Raw genomic sequence first — 22,872 nt, forward strand, 5'->3', positions numbered from 1 at the left:
GCCGGGGCGTACTGCTGTCCCGAGCCGTCAGGCCGTCGGTGCCAGCGCTCCCCGGTCGTCGACCCGGCGCAGCACCAGCTCGGCCAGCTCGGGCGCATCAGTCAACGGGGCCGACACCGCCACCGCACCGGCCGCCCGAGCCGAGTCGGCCACCGCGTCGTGGAACAGGCCCGGCGCGAGGAAGTACGCGGAAACCGCCACCCGGCGTGCGCCGGCCGCCCGCAGCCGGGTCACCGCCACACCTGTCGCCGGTGGGGCCGCCGAGGCGTACGACACCCGGCAGGGCACCCCGAACTCCGCGCCGAGCGCGTCCGCCACCCGGCCCACCGAACCGCGCGCCCGGGCGTCCCGGGTGCCCGCAGCGGCAAGCACCAGCGCGTCGAAGCGCCCCGGGTCGACCTCGCCGAGCCGACGGCGCAGCCCCGCAAGCAACGCCGGCGCCACCGTTCCGTCCGCCGGACCGAGCACGTCGGTCACGCGTACCGCCAGTGGGGGGCCGGTCTCCGTCGCGGCGGCGACGGCCGCCGGAATGTCCACCCGGTGGTGGTACGCGGCGGTCAGCAGCAGGGGCACGACCACCGCACGCGCATGACCGGCCTCGGCCAGCATCCGCAGCACGCCGGTCGGGCCCGGCTCGGTGTGGTCCAGCCAGCTCGCCCACACCGACAGGCCGGGCCGGACGGCCGCCACCGCCCGGGCCAGCGCACGGGTGGCCTCGGCCGCTCGTGGATCCCGGCTGCCGTGGGCGACAAGCACCACCGGGGCCGCCCCGCCGGCCGCGTCAGGGCCGGTCGGGGTCGTCGATGACGGGGTCAGACGTGCAGTCCGCACTCGGTCTTCTCGAACATGGCCCACCGGCCGGCCCGCGGGTCCTCGCCGGCAGTCGTCCGACGGGTGCACGGCCAGCAGCCGATCGAGCCGTAGCCCTGCTTGAACAGCTCGTTGACCGGGACGTTGAAGCGGGCGATGTAGGCGTCCACGTCCTTCTGCGACCAGGCAGCGATTGGGTTGACCTTCACCTTGCCGCGCCGCGCGTCGAACGTCACCACTGGCGTGTTGGCACGGGTCGGCGACTCGTCCCGGCGCAGACCGGCGGCCCAGGCGTCGTACCCGGACAGCGCCCGCTCCAGCGGCTCCACCTTGCGCAGCTGGCAGCAGTCGTCCGGTGACTTGTTGAACAGTCGCGGGCCGTACTGGCCGTCCTGCTGGCCGACGGTGAGCCGGGGCCGGATGGACCGGACGTTCACCGGCAGCGTCCGGGCCACCTCGTCGCGGACCCGCAGCGTCTCCGGGAAGTGCAGGCCGGTGTCGAGGAAGACCACGTCCACACCCGGGGCCACCCGGGACACCAGGTGGGCCAGGACGGCGTCGGCCATCGAGCTCGTCACGCAGAAGCGGTCACCGAAGGTCTGCGCCGCCCAGCGGGCGATCTCCAGGGCGGGTGCACCCTCCAGGTCCCGAGCAGCCTGCTCGGCAAGCGCCCGCAGCTCGTCCGGGCTGCGTCCGGCCGGGCCGGTCGACGTCTGCGCGCCCGGACCGACCAGGCGCAGGCTCGCGGCGGAGACGAGGCTCATCGCGTCACCGCCCGGGAGAGCAACCCGGTGAACTTCACCGAGAAGACCCGCGCGCAGGCGTGGCACTCCCAGGCGCCGTGGCCCGCCTCGTGCGGCCGCAGGTCCTCCTCGCCGCAGTACGGGCAGTACAGGGGTGCCGCTCGGTTCTCGCTGCTCACCGCAGTTCCTCCTCGTCGACTCTGATCACCCAGTTGGCGAACGTCTCGCCCGCGCTCCGCCCGGCCAGGTAGCGGCGGGCCAACCGTTCCACGTACTCCGGAAGCTCCTCGGCGGTGGTCTTCAGACCGCGCAGCTTGCGGCCGAACCCGGCGGTCTGGCCCTGGGCCATGCCCAGGCCGCCGCCCAGGTGCACCTGGAAGCCCTCCACCTGCCGGCCGTCCGGGCCGACCACCAGCTGACCCTTGAGGCCGATGTCGGCGACCTGGGTGCGGGCGCAGGCGTTCGGGCAGCCGTTGATGTGAATCGAGATGTCCGCGTCGAAGTCGCGCAGCCGCTGCTCCAGCCGGGCCACCAGCTCCTCGCCGCGGGCCTTCGTCTCGACGATGGCGAGCTTGCAGTACTCGATGCCGGTGCACGCCATCGTGCCGCGCCGCCAGGCCGACGGCCGGGCCTCCAAACCGATGCCGCGCAGCGCGTCGACAAGCGACTCCGTCCGCTCCGACGGCACGTCGAGCACCAGCAGCTTCTGGTACGGAGTCAGCCGCACCCGGTCACTGCCGTGCGCCTCGACCACGTCGGCCAGTTGGGCGAGCTGCCCGCCGGACACCCGCCCGACCACCGGGGCGGCCCCCACGTAGTGCCGCCCGTCGGCCTGCTCGTGCACGCCCACGTGGTCGATCGGCTTCGCCGGCAGCTCCGGGGCGGGGCCGTCGAGCAGCGTACGACCCAGGTATTCCTTCTCCAGGACCTCCCGGAAGCGCTCCACGCCCCAGTCGGCCACCAGGAACTTCAGCCGCGCCCGGTTGCGCAGCCGCCGGTAGCCGTAGTCGCGGAAGATCCCGACCACGCCGGCCCACACGTCGGGGATCTCGGCAAGCGGCACCCACACGCCGAGCCGCTGGGCGAGCATCGGGTTGGTGGAGAGCCCGCCACCGACCCAGAGGTCGAAGCCGGGGCCGTGCTCGGGGTGGTCGACGCCGAGCAGAGCGATGTCGTTCGACTCGTACGGGGTGTCGACAAGCCAGGAGATGGAGGTCTTGAACTTGCGGGGCAGGTTGGAGAACTGCTTGTCACCGACGTACCGGGCGACGATCTCGTCGATCGCCGGGGTCGGGTCGAGCAGCTCGTCGCGGGCCACCCCGGCGACCGGGCTGCCCAGCACGATTCGCGGGCAGTCGCCGCACGCCTCGGTGGTCTGCAGGCCGACGGACTCCAGCCGACGCCAGATCTCCGGCATGTCCTCGACGCGGATCCAGTGGTACTGGATGTTCTGCCGGTCGGTGATGTCGGCGGTGTCCCGGGCGAACTCCCGGGAGATGTCCGCGATCACCCGCAGCTGGGCCAGGCTGAGCTGGCCGCCGTCGATGCGGACCCGGAGCATGAAGAACTCGTCCTCCAGCTCGTGCGGCTCCAGCACGGCGGTGCGCCCGCCGTCGATGCCCGCCTTGCGCTGGGTGTAGAGGCCCCACCAGCGGAAACGGCCGCGCAGATCCTGCGGGTCGATGGAGGCGAAGCCACTGTGCGCGTAGATGTTCTCGATGCGGGCCCGAACGTTGAGCGGGTCGTCGTCCTTCTTGATCCGCTCGTTGGGGTTGAGGGGCTCGCGGTGGCCGAGCGCCCACTGACCCTCACCCCGGGGCCGGCGTGGCGCCCGGGCCGGGCGGGCCGTCGGGTCCTCGGAACGGGCCGGGATGCTGCTGACCGCCATCGCGGCGTCCTCCGTTGTCTGCTGTGCCTCGGGCTACGCGGGGCGCGGCGGCCGGCCCGCGAAGCGGGCGGGACAACGGTGTCTTCAGACAGCCGGCGCGGAGCGCGCCCGAGACGGATTGGTCGGGCGTCGTCAGTAGGCCGGACAGATCGCGCTGCGCACGCGGCCGTAATCGACGTGGCGACGAGCCACGAAGCGGCGGACGACTGCGGCGGTCATACGGGCCATGCTGCCACACCACATGGGGGCCGGCCAATGTACACGTGCTGGATCCCACATCACGGGCCCGGGGCCAGCGGGTGGCAGCGGGCGGACCCGTGAGCGCCATCGCCGTGGCAGGCTCGGACCGTGGGCGGATTGTCCGAGTCGACCGGGGCGGCGTGGGAGCACCTGCGTCGCCTGCCGGTGTGGCTCACCCCGGCGTTGCTGACCCTGGCGGTGACCCTGACCGGGCTCGGGTCGGCGCAGCTCTGGCGCGACGAGCTGGCGACCTGGAGCGCGGCCAGCCGGTCGCCGGGCGACCTGGCCCGGCTGGCCGGCACCATCGACGCCGCCACCGGGCCGTACTACCTGCTGATGCACATCTGGACCACGGTCTTCGGCGACTCGACGATCGCCCTCCGCCTGCCGGCCGTGCTGGCGATGACGGTGGCCGCCGGACTGCTCGCCGTGCTCGGTGCGCGGCTCGTCGACCGGCGCACCGGCCTCCTGGCAGGGCTGCTGTTCGCGGTGCTGCCGAGCACCTCCCGCTATGGCCAGGAGGCTCGCCCGTACGCCCTGGCCACCGCGCTCGCGGTGCTCGCCACCCTGCTGCTGGTGACGGCGCTGCGCCGGCCGGGCTGGGCCCGGTGGGCCGGCTACGCGGTCGCCGTGGCCGCGCTCGGCCTCACGCACCTGATCGCGCTCACCCTGCTGACCGCCCACGCGCTGGTCGTGCTGGTCACCTGGTGGCGTGGCCCGGGCGCGGCGGGCGTCGCGTCGCCGGCCACCGGCACCACGCCGAGCCACCACACCACGCCGAGCCACCACACCACGCCGAGCGACCACACCACGCCGGGCACCGGTTCCGCCGGCCGGGACCGGCGGGTGTGGCGGTGGGTGGTCGCCGTGATTCCGGTGGCGGTGCTGGCCGGTCCGTTGCTCCTGAAGGCCCGGACCCAGCAGTCCCGGCAGCTCAACTGGGTCGGCCTGGCCCGGCTGGACGACCTGAGCGCGCTGCCCGGCGGCGTGGCCCAGAGCAGCGTGGTGGGCGGTCTGCTGGTCGGGGTCGCCGCGCTGGGCGCTGCCCGGCTCGGGCGGCGTGCCCTGCTGCCGGTGAGCGCGGTGCTGCTGCCCGTACTGCTGCTCTTCGCCGCCGGCACTGTCGTACCCCTGTGGGTTCCTCGGTACCTGGTCTTCGTGGTGCCCTTCGCGTGCCTGCTGGCGGGCGCGGCGCTGGCAGCGGTCGCGGCGCCGGCCGCGGTCGTCGTGGTGGTCCTGGCCGCGCTGCTCGGCCTGCCCGACCAGGCCGCGCTGCGGCGGACCCACGAGTGGCCGCGCAACGCGCCGGTGGACTACGCGGGCGCGGCTCACGTGATCGGCGTGGGCCAACGGCCGGGCGACGCGGTGGCCTACTCGCCCCGGCACAGTTGGCTCTTCCTCGACCTCGGCATCGAGTACCACCTCGGCGACCCACCACGGGACGTGCTGGTCACCGAGGACGAGGTCCGCCGGGGCGACCTGTGGGCCGCCGAGTGCCCGCAACCGGCACAGTGCCTGGCCGATACGTCACGGGTGTGGTTGGTCGTCGCCGGCCGGCACGCCGAGCCGCTGGCCGACGTGCCGGGCGTCAAGGGCGACGCGTTGCGCGCGGACTTCACAGTCGCCCAGGTCTGGCAACGCCCCGGCCTGACCGTAGCCCTGCTGACCAGCCGCCCCGGACGCTGACCGACCCGCCCAGCCACCCCGCGGCGGTCCGACGCGGGTGCGCCGCCCTCGACTGCGCCTGACCCATGCAAGCCGTTGAGCGGTATACCTGTGAGTCATAGTTATGACTCACAGGTATACCGCTCACCACCGCAGGTGCGTCCGAACGGAGACACGCCAGGGCGACGGCGAGCGGGCCCGAAAGGCAGCCAGCGCGCGGGCCGTCGGCGGCCAGGGGGCGTGGCCGGGGAGAGGTCGACAACGGCCCGTCAGCCCTGTGAGCGGCCATCCGGGGCGTTGCGGGCCAGCGGGACGACGAGCAGGGCCTCGGTGCCGCCCTTGGCGCCCGCGCGCAGCTCGATGGTGCCGCGCAGCTCACCGGTGACCAGGGCCCGCACGATCTGGAGACCGAGCCGGCTGCCGCGTTCGGCGTCGAACTCGGGCGGCAGCCCGCGCCCGTTGTCGGTCACCGAGACGTGCAGCATCTTGCGGAACCGGTGCGCCGAGACCACCACCTCGGGTCGCGCCGACGGATCGACCTCGGCAACGGCGGCCGGCACCATGCCCGTGGTGGGGGGCGGGGGTGCGTCGTCCGTCTCGTCGGCCGGCGGGAAGCCGTGCTCGACGGCGTTGAGCAGCAGTTCGTTGAGGACCATGACCAGCGACGTGGCGATCTCGGCCGGCAGGACGCCGAAGCTGCCCCGCCGGCGCATGCCGACGCTCACCTCGGTGGCCGCGACCTCGGTGGCCGCGCTGGCGACCCGGTCGACGATGCCGTCGAACTCGACCGCCTCGTCACTGGACATCGAGAGCGTCTCGTGGACGAGGGCGATCGAGGCGACCCGGCGGACCGACTCCTCCAGGGCGACCCGGGCCTCCGGCATCGCCACCCGGCGGGCCTGCAACCGCAGCAGCGCGGCCACCGTCTGGAGGTTGTTCTTCACCCGGTGGTGGATCTCCCGGATGGTGGCGTCCTTGGTGATCAGTGCCCGGTCCCGGCGGCGCACCTCGGTGATGTCGCGCACCAGCACCAGCGCGCCGATCGGCACGCCGGCCGGCATCAGCGGCAGCGCCCGGGTGAGCATCGTGGCTCCCCGTGCGTCGATCTCCCGCCGGGGCGGCGCCTCGCCGCGCAGCGCCGCCAGGATGCCGTTCGCCGCCTCGGTGCCGTCCAGCGGGTCGCCCGCCAGCCGTCGGTGCAGCGCGGCCAGGTCCTCACCCACCAGGTGGGAGGCGTAGCCCAACCGTCGGTACGCGGACTGGGCGTTCGGGCTCGCGTAGGTGACCTTGCCACCGGCGTCCAGCCGGACCAGGCCGTCACCGACGCGGGGGGCGGAGGTGGTCTCGCCCGGGTGCCGGGGCGGCGGGAAGGTGCCGTCCGCGATCATCTGGGCGAGGTCGTCGGCGGTGGTCAGGTAGTTGAGTTCCAGCTGGCTGGGCGTACGCGCGGTGGAGAGGTTGGTGTCCCTGCCGACCACGGCGATCACCTCGCCGGCCTCGCCGTCGGCGGTGCGCAGCCGGACCGGGATCGCCTCGTGTCGGGCCGGCACGTCGCCGTACCAGACCGGGTCGCCCTCCCGCCAGATCCGCCCCTGGGAGTAGGCGACCCCCAGGTGGGCCACCTCCGAGCCGCCGATGATCCGGCCCACCTGATCGTCCTGGTAGGCGGTGGGCGCGGTCGTCGGACGGACCTGGGCGACACAGAGGAACGTGCCCTCGGCGTCGACCGGCACCCAGAGCAGCAGGTCGGCGAAGGACAGGTCGGAGAGCAGCTGCCAGTCGCCCGCTATCCGGTGCAGGTGGTCGATGTCGGCCGGACGGAGATGGGTGTGCTCCTCGGCGAGGTCGCGCAGCGTGGACACGGTGACCAGGGTGCCACGCCGCGCCGCGCCTCACATCGTCGCGGTGACCTTCTTCAGGCCACGCGGCGCGTCCGGGTCCTCGCCACGGGTCAGTGCCAACGCCAGCGCGAGGCGCTGCAACGGCAGGATGTCAAGCAGTGGCGCGTACCGCTCGTCTACCTCGGGGACGGCGAGCCGGGTGGCGCCCGGCACGTCGGCCGAGCCGACGACCACCACGTCGGCGCGCCGCTCGCCGAGGCGGGGCAGCACCTCGCCCATGGACCGGCCACCCGGGCCGGAGCCGACCACCGCGAGCACCGGGACCTCCGGGTCGGTCATCGCGAGCGGGCCGTGCAGCAGGTCGGCGCCGGAGAAGGCGAGCGCCGGCAGGTACGAGGTCTCCATCAGCTTCAGCGCGGCCTCACGGGCGGTCGGGTAGGCGTACCCGCGGCCGGTGGTGACCAGTTGGCGGGCGAAGCGGTAGCGGGGCGCGAGCTGGGCCGGGGTGTCGTCGGCGAGCGTCCTGGTGGCCAGGTCGGGCAGAGCGGCGAGCGCCTCGCGCTCGGCCGCCGGGAGCGCACCGTCGCCGGCGCGGATGCCCTCGACCAGCATGAGCAGGGCGAGCAGTTCGGCGGTGTACGTCTTCGTCGCCGCCACCGCCCGCTCGTGCCCGGCGGCGATGTCGATGCTCAACTCCGCCGTCTCGGCCAGCGGGGAGCCGGGGGCGTTTGTCACCGCGAGGGTGAGCGCGCCGGAGGCCCGCGCGGAGCGCAGCACCTCGGCCAGGTCGGGTGAGCCGCCGCTCTGGCTGACCCCGACGACGAGCGCGTCGGACAGGTCGGGGCGGGCACCGAACAGGGTGACCACGCTCGGCGAGGCGAGCCCGGCGGGCAGGCCGAGCCGGATCTCGGTCAGGTACGCCCCGTAGAGGGCCGCGTGGTCGGAGGTGCCCCGGGCGGTGAAGACCACGTGTCGCGGTCGACGCTCGGCCACGACAGCCGCCACCCGGGCGATCGCCGCGGCGTTGGCGCTGTCGAGCAGGCGCGCGTAGCCGGCGGGCTGCTCGTCGATGTCGGCGGCCATTCCGGACCCTGGACGTGTCACGAACGCTCCCCTCGTGCGCGATTGCCGCGCGTTTCCTGCTCAGTCTTGCACGGTAAACTCGACAGCAGCAATTGTTCGAGCAGGAGTGCGCAGTTGATCACTTGATCATCTCAATATCAACTACGCTGGCCCCGCTGTCTGCAGCTCCGACGAGAGGACACCGTGCCCGAGGGAAGGGACGACCCCGCGCTCTCCGCGACGGAGGAGCTGGCCCTCGCCCGGCTGGCACTCGACGAGGGTGACCTGCACCACGCCGCGAGCCACCTCGCCGGCGCGCTGGCGCGGGCGCCCACGCTGCCCGAGGTGCACGAGACCCTGGCCCGCCTCGCCGCGGCCGACGGCGGAGGGCTCGACCTCTTCCCGATCAGCCACCACACCTTCGTGGGCGCGGTCGTCGCCCGCGCGCACCTGCTGGCCGCCGCCGGTCGCCCCGCCGAAGGGCTGGAGCTGCTGGCCGCGGCGACCGGCCACGCCCCCGGCACCGAGTGGGCGGGCGTGCCGTGGGTGACCGCCTCCGAGCTTGTCGAACGGCTGGAGCCGGACCACATCGCCCGCGTCCTCATGCAGGTCTGCGCGGCGTTGACCGACCCGGTGCCCCGGGCCGGCCGGGCGGCCCTCACGCCGTACCTCACGCTGGCCCGCAACGCCGCCACCGTGCACCCCGAGCACGGCCTCCTGCTGGGCGCGGCGTCCGCGCTGGCCCGGCGGCTCGGCGAGGTCGCGCTCGCGATCCGCTGGGCAAGCCGGGGAGTACGGTGCCAGCCGTCGAAGATGGGCGAGGTCTGGCTCGGGTACGCGTACCGCAGCGCTGGTCGAACCGGCGAGGCCCTCGCGGCGCTCGGCCGGGCCGTCGACCTGGACCCCGACGACCTGGCCGTCTACGCCGACATCGCCGGCACCCTCGCCGACATCGGCCGACTCGACGAGGCGCTGGAGTGGACCGAGCGGGCGCTGGCCCGGGACCCGTCGTTCGACTGCGCCGTGCACACCGCGCACCGCCTTCGGCACCTACGCGACGGCGACCTGTCCCACCTGGTCGCGCTCGCCGACTTCATCCGTGACCACCCGGACGACAGCCACGAGCACGGCGATCTGGCCCAGTGCTGCCGGGGCCGGCCCTGGCTCGGGCAACTGACGCCGGCCGGCGGCCCCCTGGTCGACGCGCTCCGCCAGGCGGTCGCCGCCGACGACATCGGTATCGGCGGCGCCGTACGCCTCGCGGCGGCAGCCCCACCGAGCGCCCTGCGGACGGCGACGGCGGTGGCCCCCGGACTGCGGATCGAAGTCGCCGGCGCGGCGGAACCGGACCCGCGCGAGCCCCGACGCCCGTCCGCGCAGCGGCTGTGGCACTTCGCGGAGGACATGCCGACGCCGGCGCTGCCGGCACCCTCGCCAGCGGCTGTCGAACGGATCGCACAGGTGGCCCACCCGGCCTGGCCGCATCCGCCGGCGGCCTACGACGCGGCGGTGGGCCTGGCCGGCCTCGAGGTCGACGACCTGCTCGGGCTGCTGGTGCACCCACCCGCGGCGCCGGCGAGCGGGCTGGGTCGACTGCTGGCCGTCCAGGATCCGTCGATCTGGGTTCGCGGGGTGCAGGTGTGGGCCTGTCTGGGGCTGCTGCACCAGCGCACCGACGAGCCCTGGGCGGACTCGACCCGACGCCGGGTACTGCTGGACCTGGTCTGGGGCGTGGAGGACTGGGTCACCGAGGCGGCGCTGTTCGCCCTGATCACCGCCGCCTGGGTGGACCCGGCGGTGCGACCGGACGTGGCACGCGTGGTGGCCGAGCGGCTGGCCGACGCGGCGGCGGTGGCCGAGGCCCGGCCGGTGCCGATCGCGGTCTCGCTTGCCCACCTGGCGCTGGCCGCTCCCGCCCTGGACTCGGACACGACGGCACTGGCCACCCGGATGATCGGCGAGCGAACCCCCCGGCTCCCCCGCCCCCGCAACCCGCTACGCCGCCTCTGGCACCGCCTGACCCGCCGTCGGTGAGAACGCGCGCCGCGCCTCCCCCGCTGGGGGACGACGCGGCGCGCGCTGTCGGTAGGGGTCAGGCGACCGGCGCCTTGCCGAGGGCGATCTCGGCCTCCTCCTCCGGGGTGGCCGCTGCGGCCGGCGCCTCGTTGGCGGTGCGCAGCGGGATCTCCTTGATGAACCAGGCGAGCACCGGGATCACGATGGTGAAGAGCACGGCCCAGAGGAACACGTGCGAGATCGCGTCCGAGAGACCGGTGAGGACCAGCTCACGCGCCTGGGCGGGCAGCTGCTTGAGCTTCTCCAGGTCCATCCCCCCGCCCTCGCCGCCGCCGGTGAACGCCCTGCCGGCGGCCGAGTCGGCGAGCCGGTTGGCGAAGATCGCGCCGAACAGCGAGATGCCGAACGAGCCGCCGATCGACCGGAAGAAGGTGGCCGCGCCGCTGGCCGCGCCGAGGTCCTTCTGCTCAACGCTGTTCTGCGCGATCAGCATGGAGGTCTGCATGAGGAAGCCCATGCCGGCGCCGAGCACGACCATGTAGAGCGAGGACTGCAGCTTGCTGGTGTCGGTGTCGAGCATGGACAGCAGCGCCATGCCGCCGGTCATCACCACGCCGCCGATGATCGGGTAGGCCCGGTACTTGCCGGTCTTGGTGATCGCCCGGCCGATGACAAGCGAGACGACAAGCATGCCGAACATCAGCGGCAGCAGTAGCAGGCCACTGTTGGTGGCCGAGGCCCCCTGCACGGTCTGCTGGTAGAGCGGCAGGAAGTTCATCGCGCCGAACATCGCGAAGCCGAGCAGGAAGCCGATCAGCGAGATCAGCGCGAAGTTGCGGTTGGCGAACAGTGCCAGCGGCAGGATCGGCTCCGGAACCCGGCGCTCCACCAGGCCGAACGCCACAAGCGCCACAAGCGCCACCACGGCCAGGCCGAGGATCTGCGGCGACGTCCAGTCGTACTCGTTGCCGCCCCAGGTGGTGATCAGCACGATCGCGGTGATACCGACCGAGAGCAGCGCCGCGCCGAGCCAGTCGATCCGGTGCTCGGTGCGGTACTTCGGCAGGTGCATCGTGGTGATCAGCACGAGCAGCGCGATGCCGCCCAGCGGCAGGTTCACGTAGAACGCCCAGCGCCAGGAGAGGTTGTCGGTGATGAAGCCACCGACGAGCGGGCCGGCGACCATGGCGATGGCCATGATGCCGGCGATCATGCCCTGGTAGCGCCCGCGCTCGCGCGGCGGAACCAGGTCGCCGATGATCGCCATCACGCCGACCATCAGGCCGCCGGCACCCAGGCCCTGCACGGCGCGGAAGGCGATGAGCTGCACCATGCCGTCCTGTGGGCCGCCGAGCATCCCCGAGCCGGCCATGCCGCAGAGGGCCGAGCCGACGAGGAAGATGCCGACCGAGGTCAGGAAGACCGACTTGCGGCCGTAGAGGTCACCGAGCTTGCCCCAGATCGGGGTGGAGACGGTGGTGCCCAGGACGTACGCAGTGACCACCCAGGTGAAGTGGTTGAGGCCGCCGAACTCGCCGACGATCCGCGGCAGCGCGGTGCTGACGATCATGTTGTCGAGCATCGCGAGCATCATCGCGATCATCAGCCCGAACAGCACGACCCGTACGTTGGGTCGTGCGCCGGCCTGTGTTGCCTGAGTCATGGGTAAGCTCCCCCCGAGGATTGCCGTACTTACTTGCCGCCCGGCTAGTCACCTTACTAGCCGCACGGTAAGTTGGGTACCAACTGACGGTCAAGTGAATTGGGGGGCGTGGGTGAGGGAGAGCACAGGCGGCACCCGAGAGCGGATCAAGGCCGTCGCGTTGGAGCTCTTCACCGAGCAGGGGTACGAGAAGACCTCGCTGCGGGAGATCGCCGAACGCCTGAATGTCACCAAGGCAGCGCTCTACTACCACTTCAAGAGCAAGGACGACATCGTCGCCAGCTTCGTGGAGGACCGGCTGGAGCAGATGGACGCGCTGACCGCCTGGGCCGACTCGCAGCCGGCGACCCTGGCCACCCGCCGTGCGCTCATCTCCCGCTACGCCGACACGATGTTCGGCGGCGACATGCCGTCGGTGATGCGCTTCTTCGAGCAGAACCAGACAGTGCTCAAGAGCCTCTCCTCCGGGCAGCAGATGCGTGGCCGGATGATGCGGCTCGCCAGCGCGCTCTGCCGGGGCGACGACTCCCCCGCCGCCCAACTGCGCGCCACCCTGTCCCTGTTCGCCGTGCACACCAGCTGGTTCGCCGTGCGGGCGCCGGGCATCACCGACGGGGAGCGCCGCCGGCTCGCGCTGGAGGTGGCCGACGAGTTGCTGGCCGCGATCGGCACGGATCCCGACGAGGACGCGGCCTCGGCCGACGCCGCCGGCGTACGGGGCTGACGAACCAGCTCAGCCGGCGCGAGGTCGACGAGCCAGCTCAGCCCAGCAGACGGCTCGATGAGCCGCGCCGGTCAGGTGCGGGGCAGCTCCAGCCGCAGGCCGAGCAGGGCCACGCCCTCCACCGGCGACCAGTCCTTCTCCGGCATGCGGACGAACCCGAGGCGCTCGTAGAGCCGGTGGGCCGAAACGGCCATCCCCGCGCGGACGCAGATCACGACCGCGGTGCAGCCCAACTCGGCCGCCCGACTGACGCACGCCTGGGCCAGCGCCGCGCCGACACCGCGCCCCTGCGCGGCCGGATCGACAGCCAGCATGCGGAACTCCGCCTCGCCCGGCCCGGACAGCTCGGCGAACGGTGTGCCCGGCAACACGAAGGTGACCGAGCCGAGCACCGCGCCGGTCGCCTCGTCGACCGCGACCAGCACCTCGCCGCTGGCGGCCCGGGTCGACACGTCGGCCAGCACCGTCCCGTACCCGTGCTCGCCCTTGAGCTGCCCGTCCGCCTCGTACGCGGCCACGGTCAGCCGGGCGACCGCCGGGAAGTCGGCCGCGTCGGCGAGCCGGACCAGCAGGCCGCTCAACCGATCACCGCGATCAGGTCGCCGTCCTGCACGACGTCGCCCTCGTGCACGGCGAGCTGCTGGACCACGCCGTCGCCCTCGGCAACGACCGGAATCTCCATCTTCATCGACTCGAGGATCACCAGGGTGTCGCCCTCGGACACGGTGTCGCCGGCCGAAGCGACGACCTTCCAGACGTTCGCCACCATCTCGGCGCGGATCTCCTCGGCCATGTCCACGGCCCTCCCTTTTTCGCGATGTGCCTGCCGACGTATCCAATCACGCGAGGGTGGGACGTGGGTGCGGAGCGGTGCGGCCCACCGACCGGGCAGCCCCGGGGGAAGGCGTCGGGTGTCGAGCGCACTACCATCAGCGGGTCGGACCCGACGCCGGGCGGCCGGTGGGTGCACCGGCGCGAGGCCGCGCGCAGCACGGATCCGACCCATCACGAGGAGGTCAGCATGGCGAAGAAGTCCCGCAAGAAGAAGGCTCGTAAGAAGAGCGCCGCGAACCACGGCAAGCGTCCCAACTCCTGAACGCGCCGACGGGCCGACGGCCCGTCACCGGTCAGTTGGACCCGGCGGAGGCCGGGTACGCCGGTGGCCCGGGTCGAGATCGACCCGGGCCACCGGTGTTTCACCGTTTCGGTACGCCGACGCTCAGTCGGCCAGCTCACGGGAATCGCTGGTCTCGAAGACCACCAGCTCGGTGAGCTTGACCCGCAGCCGCTCACGCAGCTGATCGGGTGCCGTCTCGTTGCCGCAGCAACGGGCGACAAGTGCCCGCACCTCCTGCTCGAGCCCGTACTCGCGCAGGCACGGCCCGCACTCGTCGAGGTGGTGCCGGATCAGCGAACGCCGCTCGTCGGCGCACTCAAGATCCAGGTAGAGGTAGACCTCCGCGAGCACCTCGCGGCAGTCCGTCTCGTGCGGCTTCCCACAGCTCACGTCACACCTCCCGGCCGGCAGCGGCTGCGGTCGAGCCCTTCGCGGAGCGGGCCGCACTGAAGCCCCGCTCCCCGGCGTACTGCTCGAGCAGCTTGCGCAGATTACGACGGCCACGGTGCAGACGCGACATCACGGTGCCGATCGGCGTGCCCATGATGTCGGCGACCTCCTTGTAGGAGAAGCCCTCCACGTCGGTCAGGTAGACGGCCAGGCGGAACTCCTCCGGCAGCTGCTGGAGGGCCTCCTTGACGTCGCTGTCCGGCAGCCGGTCCAGAGCCTCGGTCTCGGCCGACCGCAGACCACTGGAGGTGTGCGACTCGGCCTCGGCGAGCTGCCAGTCGGTGATCTCCTCCGTGGGCGCCTGGATCGGTTGGCGCTGCCGCTTGCGGTAGGAGTTGATGTAGGTGTTGGTCAGGATCCGGTAGAGCCAGGCCTTCAGGTTCGTGCCCTGCTCGAACTGGTGAAAGGCCGCGTACGCCTTCAGGTAGGTCTCCTGGACCAGGTCCTCGGCATCCGCCGGGTTGCGCGTCATGCGCAGCCCGGCAGCGTAGAGCTGATCGACGAATGGCATCGCGTCCCGCTCGAACCGGGCCCTGCGCTCGTCCGTCTTCTCGGTGGTCAACCGCACATCCCCTCGCGTCGGATGCTTTCCCGCCGAGGATACGCGCACAGACCTGCCCACAGATTCACTTCCGGCCGGTGTGCCCGTGCTCACCGCACCCACCCCGCCCGGTCCCGCTGTCACGGGCCAGTCCGGACCATCCAACAGCCGCTGCAGCTGCCGGGCGTCCCGCTCGTCCCGTTCCAGGCTTCGTGTCTCGGTCGGCACCGGTCACCCCCCTCGCAGATAAGTCGTCCGGGGTTAGTAACGCGGATTGACCCGTGAGGCATTCCGCCCGGCTCTCCCGTTCCTGGTCCCGACCCCGGTGGCGCCGGCGCTGGGACCAGGAAGGGCCTGGGAGGACTGGCGTCGCCCGTCCGGATCGGGCCGGCGGCACCATCGGATGCAACGACCCGCGCCGGGCAGCGGAAACGGTCAGGCGGTTCAGTCGGTCGCCCAGCGGTGCAGGCGCAGCCAGTCCCGCACCACGTCCGCGGTGCCGGCCGGATCCCGCCGTAGGTCGTGCGTCTCACCCGGCCGGGTCACGACCTGCACGGCCGGTCCCGACGCCGGCACCCCGAACGGATCCCGGTCGCCGTTGACCACGAGCGTCGGCAGGCCGGTCGCCAACTCGGCGGCCCGGGAGCGTTCCGGTCGGCCGGGCGGGTGCAGCGGAAAGGCCAGCGCGACGACGCCGGCCGCACCCACCGCGTGGGCCGTCCGGCAGGCCACCCTCGCTCCGCTGGAACGACCCCCGACCAGCACAGTCGGCACCTCGTGGTGGCGAGCGCGCAGCGCGGTGAGCACCGCCGTCCACGCCTCGTCGAGGTGCCCGGCGGGTGCCGGCGCCCGTCGGCCGGCGACCCGGTAGGGCTGGGTCACCCGAATCACCGTCAGGCCGGCCGCCACCGCAGCGTCCCGCACCGCGAGCAGGTCGGGCGCGTCCACGCTGCCGCCCGCCCCGTGCCCGAGAACGAGCAGGGCGGACGGCGACCGGGCCGGCAGGTCGGTGTCGATCCGCGCCGGGCCGCGTGGGGTGTCGATCTCTTCGCTGGGCAGCACCGACCCATTCTGCGCCGGCCCTGCCGGTCACCGGGACGGGTTCACCCCGGCGGTCAGCTCAGCGGCACCAGGGTGAGCAGGCGGTCGCGTACCGGAGGGCCGGCGTCGTCGGCCGCGTCCGGATCGGGCTCGACCTCGCCGCGCCAGGCGACAAGCATCGCCCGCCTCTCGCGGGGTGTGGTCGCGCCCCACACGCCGTGGCAGTCGCCCACCTCCAGCGCCCATGCCAGGCAGGACCCCTGCACGTCACAGCTGCGGCACAGCGCGACGGCGGAGTCGGCCGGTTCGTTAGGTGCCGGAAAGAACGTCTCCGGATCGACGCTCTGGCACGTTCCTCTGGTGCGCCACGCGTCGTCCTCTCGGCGTTCTCGCAAGGCCCGTAGCAGCCGCGGATCTCTCCGTGCAGCAGCCACCTCGTGCGGGCGGGGCATACGCGCCCGTGTCATTCCACCCACCTCCCCCGTGGGACCGGCAAGATCGGTGGATGTCGTCCGCCCCGTGCGAATCGACAGCCACTACCGGCGCTGTGTTGTATCGCACTTCCGGACACCGGGACAAGGGTCTACCGAGAACATGGCTGAACGGTCAGGCGACGAATCGATCAGAACCCTGGCAAATCGGTGCCCGACGATGCCTGTCATTTTCAGAACAGGGTCAGCTCCGCTGGGGACGGCAGCGGCGGAACGGACACCCGGGCGGTCAACTCCGGGCCGTCGTTGCGGACGTCGCCCACCGCCGGACCGACCGGGCGAATCTCCAACCCGGCCAGTCGATCGGGCGACGCGGGCGCGAGCAGGCGTTCGGGCTCGTCGCACGGCCCCAGCCAGGACGACCACCGATCGGGCGGCAGCAGCACCGGCATCCGGTCGTGCACCTCGGCCAACTCGCCGAGCGCCGCGGTGGTCAGCACGCTGAAGGTGAGCCGACTCTCGGCGTCGGACCCCCAGACCGACCAGATGCCGGCCAGGGCGAGCACCGAGCCGTCGGCCGGGGTCATGAAGTACGCCTGCCGGGCGCCATCGGGCTGGCGGACCCACTCGTACCAGCCATCGGCCGGCACGAGGCAGCGGCGGCGGGCGAACGCACCGGCGTACGCCCGGCTGGTGGCCACCGTCTCGGCACGCGCGTTGATCATGCGAGCCGCACCGGCGGCGGACCGGGACCAGTGCGGCAGAAACCCCCAGCGGGCGACGCAGAGGCTGCGGTGCCCCTCCGCGCTGAGCCGGACCAGCGGCGCGCGATCGGTGGGCGCGAGGTTGTGATCCGGCCGGATCGCGCCGTCGGTGTCGTCGGACGACTCGAACAGCGCGCTCAACTCACCGGAGCCACGGGTCGTGGCGTACCTGCCGCACATGCGCTCACGCTAACCCGTCGGGGGTCCGGCCTGCTGTCCCGCCAACCGGGAGTACGACGGCCGGGGGGCGTCACCCACCGGCCGACACGGCAGAATGTAACCGTGGGGAATCTAACCGCGACCCGGCCACCGCAGCCGTGGAGCGCACCAACCGCGTCCGACCCGGTGGCGGCGACGCTGCGCCTGCCCGGCTCCAAGTCGATGACAGCCCGCGCCCTGGTGCTCAGCGCCGTGGCCGCCGGGCCGTCGACGCTTGCCGAGCCGCTGCGGGCCCGCGACACCGAACTGATGGCCGCCGGTCTGCGGGCGATGGGCACGCACGTCTCGATCAGCGACGACGAGCGGTGGCTGGTCCGGCCACACCCGCTGGTCGGCCCGGCACACGTGGACGTGGGGCTGGCCGGCACCGTGATGCGGTTCCTGCCGCCGGTGGCGGGGCTTACCGACGGGCAGGTCACCTTCGACGGCGACCCGTACGCCCGCACCCGTCCGCTCGGCCCGCTGGTCGGCGCGCTGCGCTCGCTGGGCGTCCGGATCGACGTCACCGGCGCTGGCAGCCTGCCGCTGACCGTGCTCGGCACCGGTGGGGTCGCAGGCGGTGAGGTGGTGATCGACGCGTCCGTGTCCAGCCAGTTCGTCTCCGCGTTGTTGCTGGCCGCCCCGCGCTTCGACCGGGGCGTCGTGGTCCGCCACGTCGGTCCGCCGGTGCCCTCCGCACCGCACCTGCGGATGACCGTGCGGATGCTGCGGGCCGCCGGCGCCGCCGTCGACGACACCACGCCCGACGTGTGGACCGTCGAGCCCGGCCCGCTCACCGGGCGCGGCTGGGAGATCGAGCCGGACCTCTCCGGCGCGCTGCCGTTCTTCGCCGCCGCCCTGGTCACCGGCGGCGAGGTCACCCTCGCGGGGTGGCCACACAGCAGCGCCCAGCCGCTCGAGCAGCTCCGCTCGCTGTTGCACCAGATGGGCGGCGAGGTCGCCCTCACCACCGCCGGGCTGACCGTCCGGGGCACCGGGGTGGTGCACGGCCTGACCGCCGACCTGTCCGACGTCAGCGAGCTGACCCCCGTGCTGACGGCGCTGGCCATGCTTGCCGACTCGCCCTCGGTCTTCACAGGCGTCGCACACATCCGCGGCCACGAGACCGACCGACTGGCCGCGCTGGCGCGGGAGTTCGCCGCCCTCGGCGCCGACATCACCGAGCAGCCGGACGGCTTGGAGATCCGGCCCCGGCCGCTGCGCGGCGGAATGTTCGGCACCTACCACGATCACCGGATGGCGCACGCCGCAGCGGTGGTCGGACTCGCCGTTCCGGGCATCGAGGTGGACGACGTCGGGTGTACCTCCAAGACCATGCCCGAGTTCCCGGCACTATGGTCAGCGATGGTGACCGGCAAGAGCTGACGCGAGAAGAGGACAGGTCCTGGCGACCAGACGGCGGGAGTACGACGAGGACGATGTACGGGTCCGGCCCGGGAAGTCCTCGCGTCCGCGTACGCGGACCCGGCCCCAGCACAGCGACGCGGTGGACGGCTTCGTCATAGCCGTCGACAGGGGGCGCTACCAGTGCGTGCTGGCCGGCGCCGAACGCGGCGTGGTGGGGGCCGAGCTGCCCACGGTGACCGCGATGCGGGCCCGGGAGCTGGGCCGCAAGTCGGTGGTCGTGGGTGACCGTGTCAGCCTCGTCGGCGACACCTCCGGCGCCGAGGGGGCGCTCGCCCGCATCGTCCGGATCGCCGAGCGCCGCTCGGTGCTGCGCCGCACCGCCGACGACGACGAGACCACCGCCGAGGGCCGGCTGGAACGGGTGGTGGTGGCGAACGCCGACCAGTTGGTGATCGTCAGCGCGTTGGCCGACCCACCACCGCGCACCGGGTTCATCGACCGCTGCCTGGTGGCCGCGTACGACGCCGATGTCGAGCCACTGCTCTGCCTCACGAAGGCCGACCTGGCCGGGCCAGAGGAGGTGCTGGGTTACTACACCGAGCTGGAGCTGCCGTACGTGCTCAACCGCCCCGACTCCGACCTGGGGGCCCTGCGCGCGCTGCTGAGCGGCAAGGTGTCGGTGATGGTCGGGCACTCCGGGGTGGGCAAGTCGACGCTTGTCAACCGCCTCGTCCCGGACGCGCTGCGCGCCGTCGGGGTGGTCAGCGCGATAGGTCGCGGCCGGCACACCTCGACAAGCGCGGTGGCGCTGCGACTGCCGCCGGTCCCCGGAGTCGACACCGATCCGGGCTGGATCATCGACACCCCCGGCATCCGCAGCTTCGGGTTGGCGCACGTCTCCGCCGACAGCCTGCTGCACGGCTTCCCCGACCTGGTGGAGGGCACCGTCGAGTGCCCGCCCAACTGCCCACACACGGCCGACGAGGCCGACTGTGGGCTGGACGCCTGGGTGGCCGCCGGCAAGGCCGACCCGCGCCGGCTGGCGTCGTACCGCCGGTTGCTCGCCTCGCGGGCCGGCGACGGCGACGCGCGCGGCGACAGCGACCAGCGCGGGCCGGGCGAGGGTGACAGGCGCGGGCCCGACGAGTGACCCGCCGGGCGTCGGCTAGGTTGCCGGCATGACCGGGTACGCCGACGACCTCGCCCTCGCCCACCTGCTCGCCGATCGGGCCGACGCCATCGCCATGGACCGGTTCCGGGCGCTCGACCTGCGGGTGGAGACGAAGCCGGACCTGACGCCGGTCTCCGACGCGGACACCGCGGTGGAGCGGGAGATCCGTGCGCTGCTCGCCGAGCACCGACCCGCCGACGGGCTGCTCGGCGAGGAGTACGGCGCGCAGCCGTCCGTCGACCCGAACGGCCGGCGGTGGATCGTCGACCCGATCGACGGCACCAAGAACTTCGTCCGTGGCGTGCCGGTGTGGGCCAGCCTGATCGCGCTGTACGACGGCGACCGGCCGGCGGTGGGCGTGGTGTCGGCGCCGGCGCTGGGCCGACGCTGGTGGGCCAGTGCGGGCGGGGGCGCGTACGCCGGGCCGGGTCCCGCCGGGGGCGACCGGATCGGAGTCTCGGCGGTACGCCGGGTCGCCGACGCGAGCGTCTGCTACTCGTCGCTGACCGGCTGGGAGGACGCCGGGCGGCTCGACGCGCTGCTCGACCTGCTGCGCGCCGGTTGGCGCAGCCGGGCGTACGGCGACTTCTACGGCTACATGCTGCTGTCCGAGGGTGCCCTGGACGTGATGGCCGAGCCGGAGTTGTCGCTGTGGGACGTGGCGGCGCTGGTGCCGATCGTCACGGAGGCGGGTGGCACGATCACGGATCTGGATGGCCGACAGTCCCCGACCGGCGAGCCGGGCACCGAGAGCAGCGTGGTGGCCACCAACGGTGTGCTGCACGCCGACATCCTCGCCCGGCTGAATCGGCCAGCCGAGCGCTGACCCCCGGCAACCTCTATCCTCGCCAGGTGGTCTCCTCCGGCTGGTGCTTCCTCGCGGCGATGATCGTCGCGTACGGCTTCGCCAACCTGCTCCAGTCGGTGGCTGCGGCCCGCACCACAGTGCACCACTCGTTCGATCCGGGTCTGCTGCTGCGACTGGCCGGGCACCGGTCGTACCTGGTGGGGTTGAGCTGCCAGATCGGCGGTTTCGTGCTCGCCTTCCTGGCCCGGCGGGACCTGCCCCTGTTCCTGGTGCAGGCGAGCGTGGCGGCCGGGCTCGGGGTGACAGCCATCATCGGGGTGCTGGTGCTCAAGTGGCGGTTGCCGATGGCGGAGGTGGCCCTGTTGGCGCTTCTCTTCGCCGGGATCACCGCGCTGGTGCTGGCCGCGCGGCCGGCGCCGTCGAAGCAGCTCGGCACCGCCGGCTCGGTGGCCCTGCTTGTGGCGCTCGGGGTGATCGCTGTGCTCGGTGTCTTCGCCGTCCGACTGCACGGAGCGCCCGGGTCGGTGGCCCTGGGCTCGCTGGCCGGGCTGGCGTTCTCCTCGGCCGCGGTCGCGGCCCGGCCGCTGGCGTCCGCGCCGTCGGCCGAGGCGTTCCTCGCCGACCCGCTGTTCTACCTGCTGATCGCCCACTCGATCGTCGGCCAACTGCTGCTCGGCCTGGCCATGCAGCGCGGCTCGACGACCGCCGCGGTCGCCGCCATGGACGCCGCCGGCGCGGTGCCGGCGGCCATCGTCGGTCTGCTGCTGCTCAACGACAAGATCTGGCCGGGTCGGGAGTGGCTGGCCGCCGTCGGTTTCCTGGTCACCCTGGCCGCCGTGATCGGCCTGACCCGTTACGCCCAGCCGCAGCAGCAGCGCTCCGTGACGCACCGCCGCGACCGGGCCATGGTCGGCGTCGGCCGGCCCGTCTGAGCGACATGGTCGGCGCCGGCCGGTCGGTCTGAGCCAACGTGGTCGGTGCCGGCCGGCCGGTCTGACCGAATGCCCACGCCGCCCCGGTGAGGGCGCGGCGTGGAGTTTCCTCGGCTCAGGCTTCGACGGGCTTGCGGCGACTCACCACCCGCTCGTAGAGGCGTTCCAGCGCCCCGGCGGTCCGTTCCCAGGTGTAGCTGCTGCGGACCCGATCCACGGCGGCGTGACCGTAGGCGAACCGGCCGGCGTTGTCGGCGAGCAGCCGGCGCAGGGAGACCCCGAGCGTCCGCACGTCCCCGGGGGGCACCAGACGGCCGGTGACCTCGTCGACCACGGCGTCCGCCAGGCCGCCCATCGCATAGCCGACCACTGGCACGCCGCAGGCCATCGCCTCCAGCGAGACCCGGCCGGCCGACGAGTAGTGCGGGGTGCAGGCGACCACGTCGGCGGACCGGTACCAGGTGGCCATCTGGTCGTGCGGAACCGCCCCGACCAGGCGCACCTGGTCGGCTACCCCGGCCCGCTCGGCCAGCTCGCGGAGGCGACGCGCCTCCGCATGGTTGGCGAGTTCACCGGCCGGTGGGCCGCCGGCGATCACCAGCTCGGCGTCGCCGACCAGCCGCATCGCCCGGATCAGGTCGTCCTGGCCGTGTCCCGGGGACAGGCCGCCGACGGAGAGGATGCGGGCGCGCTGCTCGCGCGGCGCCGCCTCGCCGTCCGGGTGGAACTGCGCGATGTCCACCCCGGCCGGCACCATCGCCACCGAGGTGCGTTGCAGACCCATCCGGGTCAGCTCGTCCACCTCGTCGTTGCACTGGGCGACGGCGATGTCCACCGCCCTGGTCAACGCCCGCTCCAGCGGGATCCGTTCACCCGGGCCGTCGTACTCGCCGCCCAGGTGGCGCAACTGCTCCACCCCGAGCGAGTGGAAGGTCTGCACGACCGGGATGTCTGTCTCCCGGACGGCGTGCGCGGCGGCCAGGCCGCCGATCCAGTAGTGCCCGTGCACCACCTCGGGACGCCAGGCGCCGCTCCACTCGTCGGTCAGCCACCGCCCGAACTCGGTGACGTGCGGGATCAGCCCGGCGGTGGGCAGTGCGGTCGCCGGGCCGACGGGCACCCGGTGAACCTGGTAGCCGTCGACCTCCGCCATCGCCGGCAGCCCCGGATCGTCCCGGCGCTCGTAGATGCGGACGTCGTGGCCTCTGCCGGCCAGCTCGGCGGCAACCCGCGCGATGTGTTGTCGGGTGCCGACCGGCGGGCCGTCGGCGTGCCGGTACGAACTGGTGTGCGCGCAGACGAGGCCGACGCGCATGGGTCACCTCCCTGCGATCTTTTCCTCGGCGGTCCCGGTCAGAGCGTCCCATTAACCTGTGGACCCGGAGCCGAAACCTGGCAG

23 protein-coding genes are annotated in these 22,872 nt (G+C 73.1%); 8 read left to right on the forward strand and 15 right to left on the reverse strand.

What is annotated here, in order from left to right; all coding sequences use genetic code 11:
- Positions 1-27 precede the first annotated feature (27 nt).
- From ACLQ26_RS11285 to ACLQ26_RS11300, 4 genes are read right to left on the reverse strand one after another with little or no spacing between them, the layout of a single operon-like run.
- Positions 28-816 carry a sirohydrochlorin chelatase gene (locus ACLQ26_RS11285; protein WP_425744408.1) on the reverse strand — a complete coding sequence of 263 codons (789 nt, stop codon included), beginning with the start codon at positions 814-816 and terminating at the stop codon, positions 28-30.
- Entirely contained in the window at positions 813-1,574 is a 762-nt protein-coding gene (locus ACLQ26_RS11290; protein WP_425744357.1) for a phosphoadenylyl-sulfate reductase, read from the reverse strand. Before ACLQ26_RS11290 ends, ACLQ26_RS11285 begins: the two co-directional genes overlap by 4 nt.
- Positions 1,571-1,732, reverse strand: coding sequence for a hypothetical protein (locus tag ACLQ26_RS11295; protein WP_167517323.1), 162 nt, complete (start codon positions 1,730-1,732; stop codon positions 1,571-1,573). Before ACLQ26_RS11295 ends, ACLQ26_RS11290 begins: the two co-directional genes overlap by 4 nt.
- On the reverse strand, positions 1,729-3,441 hold the full coding sequence (locus tag ACLQ26_RS11300; protein WP_425744358.1) for a nitrite/sulfite reductase: 1,713 nt from the start codon (positions 3,439-3,441) through the stop codon (positions 1,729-1,731). The genes ACLQ26_RS11295 and ACLQ26_RS11300 overlap by 4 nt, the downstream gene beginning before the upstream one ends.
- A 348-nt stretch (positions 3,442-3,789) precedes the next feature.
- Here ACLQ26_RS11300 and ACLQ26_RS11305 point away from each other — a divergent pair, with 348 nt between their 5' ends.
- Positions 3,790-5,367, forward strand: a complete 1,578-nt coding sequence (locus ACLQ26_RS11305) for a glycosyltransferase family 39 protein (RefSeq protein WP_425744359.1) — start codon at positions 3,790-3,792, stop codon at positions 5,365-5,367.
- 248 nt (positions 5,368-5,615) lie between these two features.
- On the opposite strand, the gene ACLQ26_RS11310 is transcribed toward ACLQ26_RS11305, so the two are convergent.
- Positions 5,616-7,208 (reverse strand): histidine kinase N-terminal domain-containing protein, encoded by a 1,593-nt coding sequence (locus ACLQ26_RS11310; protein ID WP_425744360.1) that lies wholly within the window; start codon positions 7,206-7,208, stop codon positions 5,616-5,618.
- Between the two features lie 30 nt (positions 7,209-7,238).
- Positions 7,239-8,270, reverse strand: a complete 1,032-nt coding sequence (locus tag ACLQ26_RS11315; protein WP_425744409.1) for an SIS domain-containing protein — start codon at positions 8,268-8,270, stop codon at positions 7,239-7,241.
- A gap of 183 nt (positions 8,271-8,453) precedes the next feature.
- On the opposite strand from ACLQ26_RS11315, the gene ACLQ26_RS11320 reads away from it, so the two are divergent.
- Complete coding sequence (locus ACLQ26_RS11320; protein WP_425744361.1) at positions 8,454-10,283, forward strand: tetratricopeptide repeat protein; 1,830 nt, start codon at positions 8,454-8,456, stop codon at positions 10,281-10,283.
- Between the two features lie 58 nt (positions 10,284-10,341).
- Here the strand turns inward: ACLQ26_RS11320 and ACLQ26_RS11325 are convergent, their stop codons facing one another.
- The gene (locus ACLQ26_RS11325) at positions 10,342-11,928 is read right to left on the reverse strand and encodes an MDR family MFS transporter (RefSeq protein WP_425744362.1); all 1,587 of its coding nucleotides are present in this window, start codon (positions 11,926-11,928) and stop codon (positions 10,342-10,344) included.
- A gap of 112 nt (positions 11,929-12,040) precedes the next feature.
- Between ACLQ26_RS11325 and ACLQ26_RS11330 the strand changes: the two genes are divergently transcribed.
- The gene (locus tag ACLQ26_RS11330; protein ID WP_425744363.1) at positions 12,041-12,652 is read left to right on the forward strand and encodes a TetR/AcrR family transcriptional regulator; all 612 of its coding nucleotides are present in this window, start codon (positions 12,041-12,043) and stop codon (positions 12,650-12,652) included.
- Positions 12,653-12,723: 71 nt separating this feature from the next.
- On the opposite strand, the gene ACLQ26_RS11335 is transcribed toward ACLQ26_RS11330, so the two are convergent.
- Both ACLQ26_RS11335 and ACLQ26_RS11340 read right to left on the reverse strand, forming a co-directional pair.
- Complete coding sequence (locus tag ACLQ26_RS11335; RefSeq protein ID WP_425744364.1) at positions 12,724-13,233, reverse strand: GNAT family N-acetyltransferase; 510 nt, start codon at positions 13,231-13,233, stop codon at positions 12,724-12,726.
- The gene (locus ACLQ26_RS11340; protein ID WP_425744365.1) at positions 13,230-13,451 is read right to left on the reverse strand and encodes a biotin/lipoyl-binding carrier protein; all 222 of its coding nucleotides are present in this window, start codon (positions 13,449-13,451) and stop codon (positions 13,230-13,232) included. Before ACLQ26_RS11340 ends, ACLQ26_RS11335 begins: the two co-directional genes overlap by 4 nt.
- 222 nt (positions 13,452-13,673) lie before the next feature.
- Here ACLQ26_RS11340 and ACLQ26_RS11345 point away from each other — a divergent pair, with 222 nt between their 5' ends.
- Complete coding sequence (locus ACLQ26_RS11345) at positions 13,674-13,748, forward strand: 50S ribosomal protein bL37 (RefSeq protein ID WP_369814844.1); 75 nt, start codon at positions 13,674-13,676, stop codon at positions 13,746-13,748.
- 123 nt (positions 13,749-13,871) lie between these two features.
- Here ACLQ26_RS11345 and rsrA read toward each other — a convergent pair whose 3' ends face one another.
- The 5 genes from rsrA to ACLQ26_RS11370 form a co-directional block, all read right to left on the reverse strand.
- Positions 13,872-14,159 carry a mycothiol system anti-sigma-R factor gene (rsrA, locus tag ACLQ26_RS11350; protein ID WP_007464731.1) on the reverse strand — a complete coding sequence of 96 codons (288 nt, stop codon included), beginning with the start codon at positions 14,157-14,159 and terminating at the stop codon, positions 13,872-13,874.
- A gap of 1 nt (position 14,160) precedes the next feature.
- Entirely contained in the window at positions 14,161-14,988 is an 828-nt protein-coding gene (locus ACLQ26_RS11355) for a sigma-70 family RNA polymerase sigma factor (protein WP_039906834.1), read from the reverse strand.
- 216 nt (positions 14,989-15,204) lie between these two features.
- Positions 15,205-15,822, reverse strand: coding sequence for an alpha/beta family hydrolase (locus tag ACLQ26_RS11360; RefSeq protein WP_425744366.1), 618 nt, complete (start codon positions 15,820-15,822; stop codon positions 15,205-15,207).
- Between the two features lie 53 nt (positions 15,823-15,875).
- Positions 15,876-16,268 carry a WhiB family transcriptional regulator gene (locus ACLQ26_RS11365; protein WP_425744367.1) on the reverse strand — a complete coding sequence of 131 codons (393 nt, stop codon included), beginning with the start codon at positions 16,266-16,268 and terminating at the stop codon, positions 15,876-15,878.
- 197 nt (positions 16,269-16,465) lie between these two features.
- On the reverse strand, positions 16,466-17,176 hold the full coding sequence (locus tag ACLQ26_RS11370) for an SOS response-associated peptidase (protein WP_425744368.1): 711 nt from the start codon (positions 17,174-17,176) through the stop codon (positions 16,466-16,468).
- 102 nt (positions 17,177-17,278) lie between these two features.
- Here ACLQ26_RS11370 and aroA point away from each other — a divergent pair, with 102 nt between their 5' ends.
- The 4 genes from aroA to ACLQ26_RS11390 all read left to right on the forward strand — a co-directional run bounded on the left by aroA (position 17,279) and on the right by ACLQ26_RS11390 (position 21,473).
- Positions 17,279-18,580: a 3-phosphoshikimate 1-carboxyvinyltransferase gene (gene aroA / locus ACLQ26_RS11375; RefSeq protein ID WP_425744369.1), complete on the forward strand. Its 1,302-nt coding sequence runs from the start codon at positions 17,279-17,281 to the stop codon at positions 18,578-18,580.
- 121 nt (positions 18,581-18,701) lie between these two features.
- A complete protein-coding gene (gene rsgA / locus ACLQ26_RS11380) occupies positions 18,702-19,712 on the forward strand; it encodes a ribosome small subunit-dependent GTPase A (protein WP_425744370.1) in 1,011 nt (336 codons plus the stop codon).
- A 28-nt stretch (positions 19,713-19,740) separates the two neighbouring features.
- A complete protein-coding gene (locus ACLQ26_RS11385) occupies positions 19,741-20,559 on the forward strand; it encodes an inositol monophosphatase family protein (RefSeq protein WP_425744371.1) in 819 nt (272 codons plus the stop codon).
- 59 nt (positions 20,560-20,618) lie between these two features.
- Complete coding sequence (locus tag ACLQ26_RS11390; protein ID WP_425744410.1) at positions 20,619-21,473, forward strand: hypothetical protein; 855 nt, start codon at positions 20,619-20,621, stop codon at positions 21,471-21,473.
- Positions 21,474-21,588: 115 nt separating this feature from the next.
- Here the strand turns inward: ACLQ26_RS11390 and ACLQ26_RS11395 are convergent, their stop codons facing one another.
- Entirely contained in the window at positions 21,589-22,788 is a 1,200-nt protein-coding gene (locus tag ACLQ26_RS11395) for a glycosyltransferase (RefSeq protein ID WP_425744372.1), read from the reverse strand.
- Positions 22,789-22,872: the final 84 nt, after the last annotated feature.

This window comes from Micromonospora sp. DT43 (assembly GCF_049841645.1).
Taxonomy (GTDB): Bacteria; Actinomycetota; Actinomycetes; order Mycobacteriales; family Micromonosporaceae; genus Micromonospora.

What these genes read in the sequence shown, in the direction of transcription:
- ACLQ26_RS11290 (WP_425744357.1), bottom strand. Translation starts at nt 1,574, where the DNA reads ATGAGCCTCGTCTCCGCCGCGAGCCTGCGCCTGGTCGGTCCGGGCGCG.
- ACLQ26_RS11300 (WP_425744358.1), bottom strand. Translation starts at nt 3,441, where the DNA reads ATGGCGGTCAGCAGCATCCCGGCCCGTTCCGAGGACCCGACGGCCCGC.
- ACLQ26_RS11315 (WP_425744409.1), bottom strand. Translation starts at nt 8,270, where the DNA reads ATGGCCGCCGACATCGACGAGCAGCCCGCCGGCTACGCGCGCCTGCTC.
- ACLQ26_RS11325 (WP_425744362.1), bottom strand. Translation starts at nt 11,928, where the DNA reads ATGACTCAGGCAACACAGGCCGGCGCACGACCCAACGTACGGGTCGTG.
- ACLQ26_RS11365 (WP_425744367.1), bottom strand. Translation starts at nt 16,268, where the DNA reads ATGACACGGGCGCGTATGCCCCGCCCGCACGAGGTGGCTGCTGCACGG.
- ACLQ26_RS11370 (WP_425744368.1), bottom strand. Translation starts at nt 17,176, where the DNA reads ATGTGCGGCAGGTACGCCACGACCCGTGGCTCCGGTGAGTTGAGCGCG.
- ACLQ26_RS11385 (WP_425744371.1), top strand. Translation starts at nt 19,741, where the DNA reads ATGACCGGGTACGCCGACGACCTCGCCCTCGCCCACCTGCTCGCCGAT.
- ACLQ26_RS11390 (WP_425744410.1), top strand. Translation starts at nt 20,619, where the DNA reads ATGATCGTCGCGTACGGCTTCGCCAACCTGCTCCAGTCGGTGGCTGCG.
- ACLQ26_RS11395 (WP_425744372.1), bottom strand. Translation starts at nt 22,788, where the DNA reads ATGCGCGTCGGCCTCGTCTGCGCGCACACCAGTTCGTACCGGCACGCC.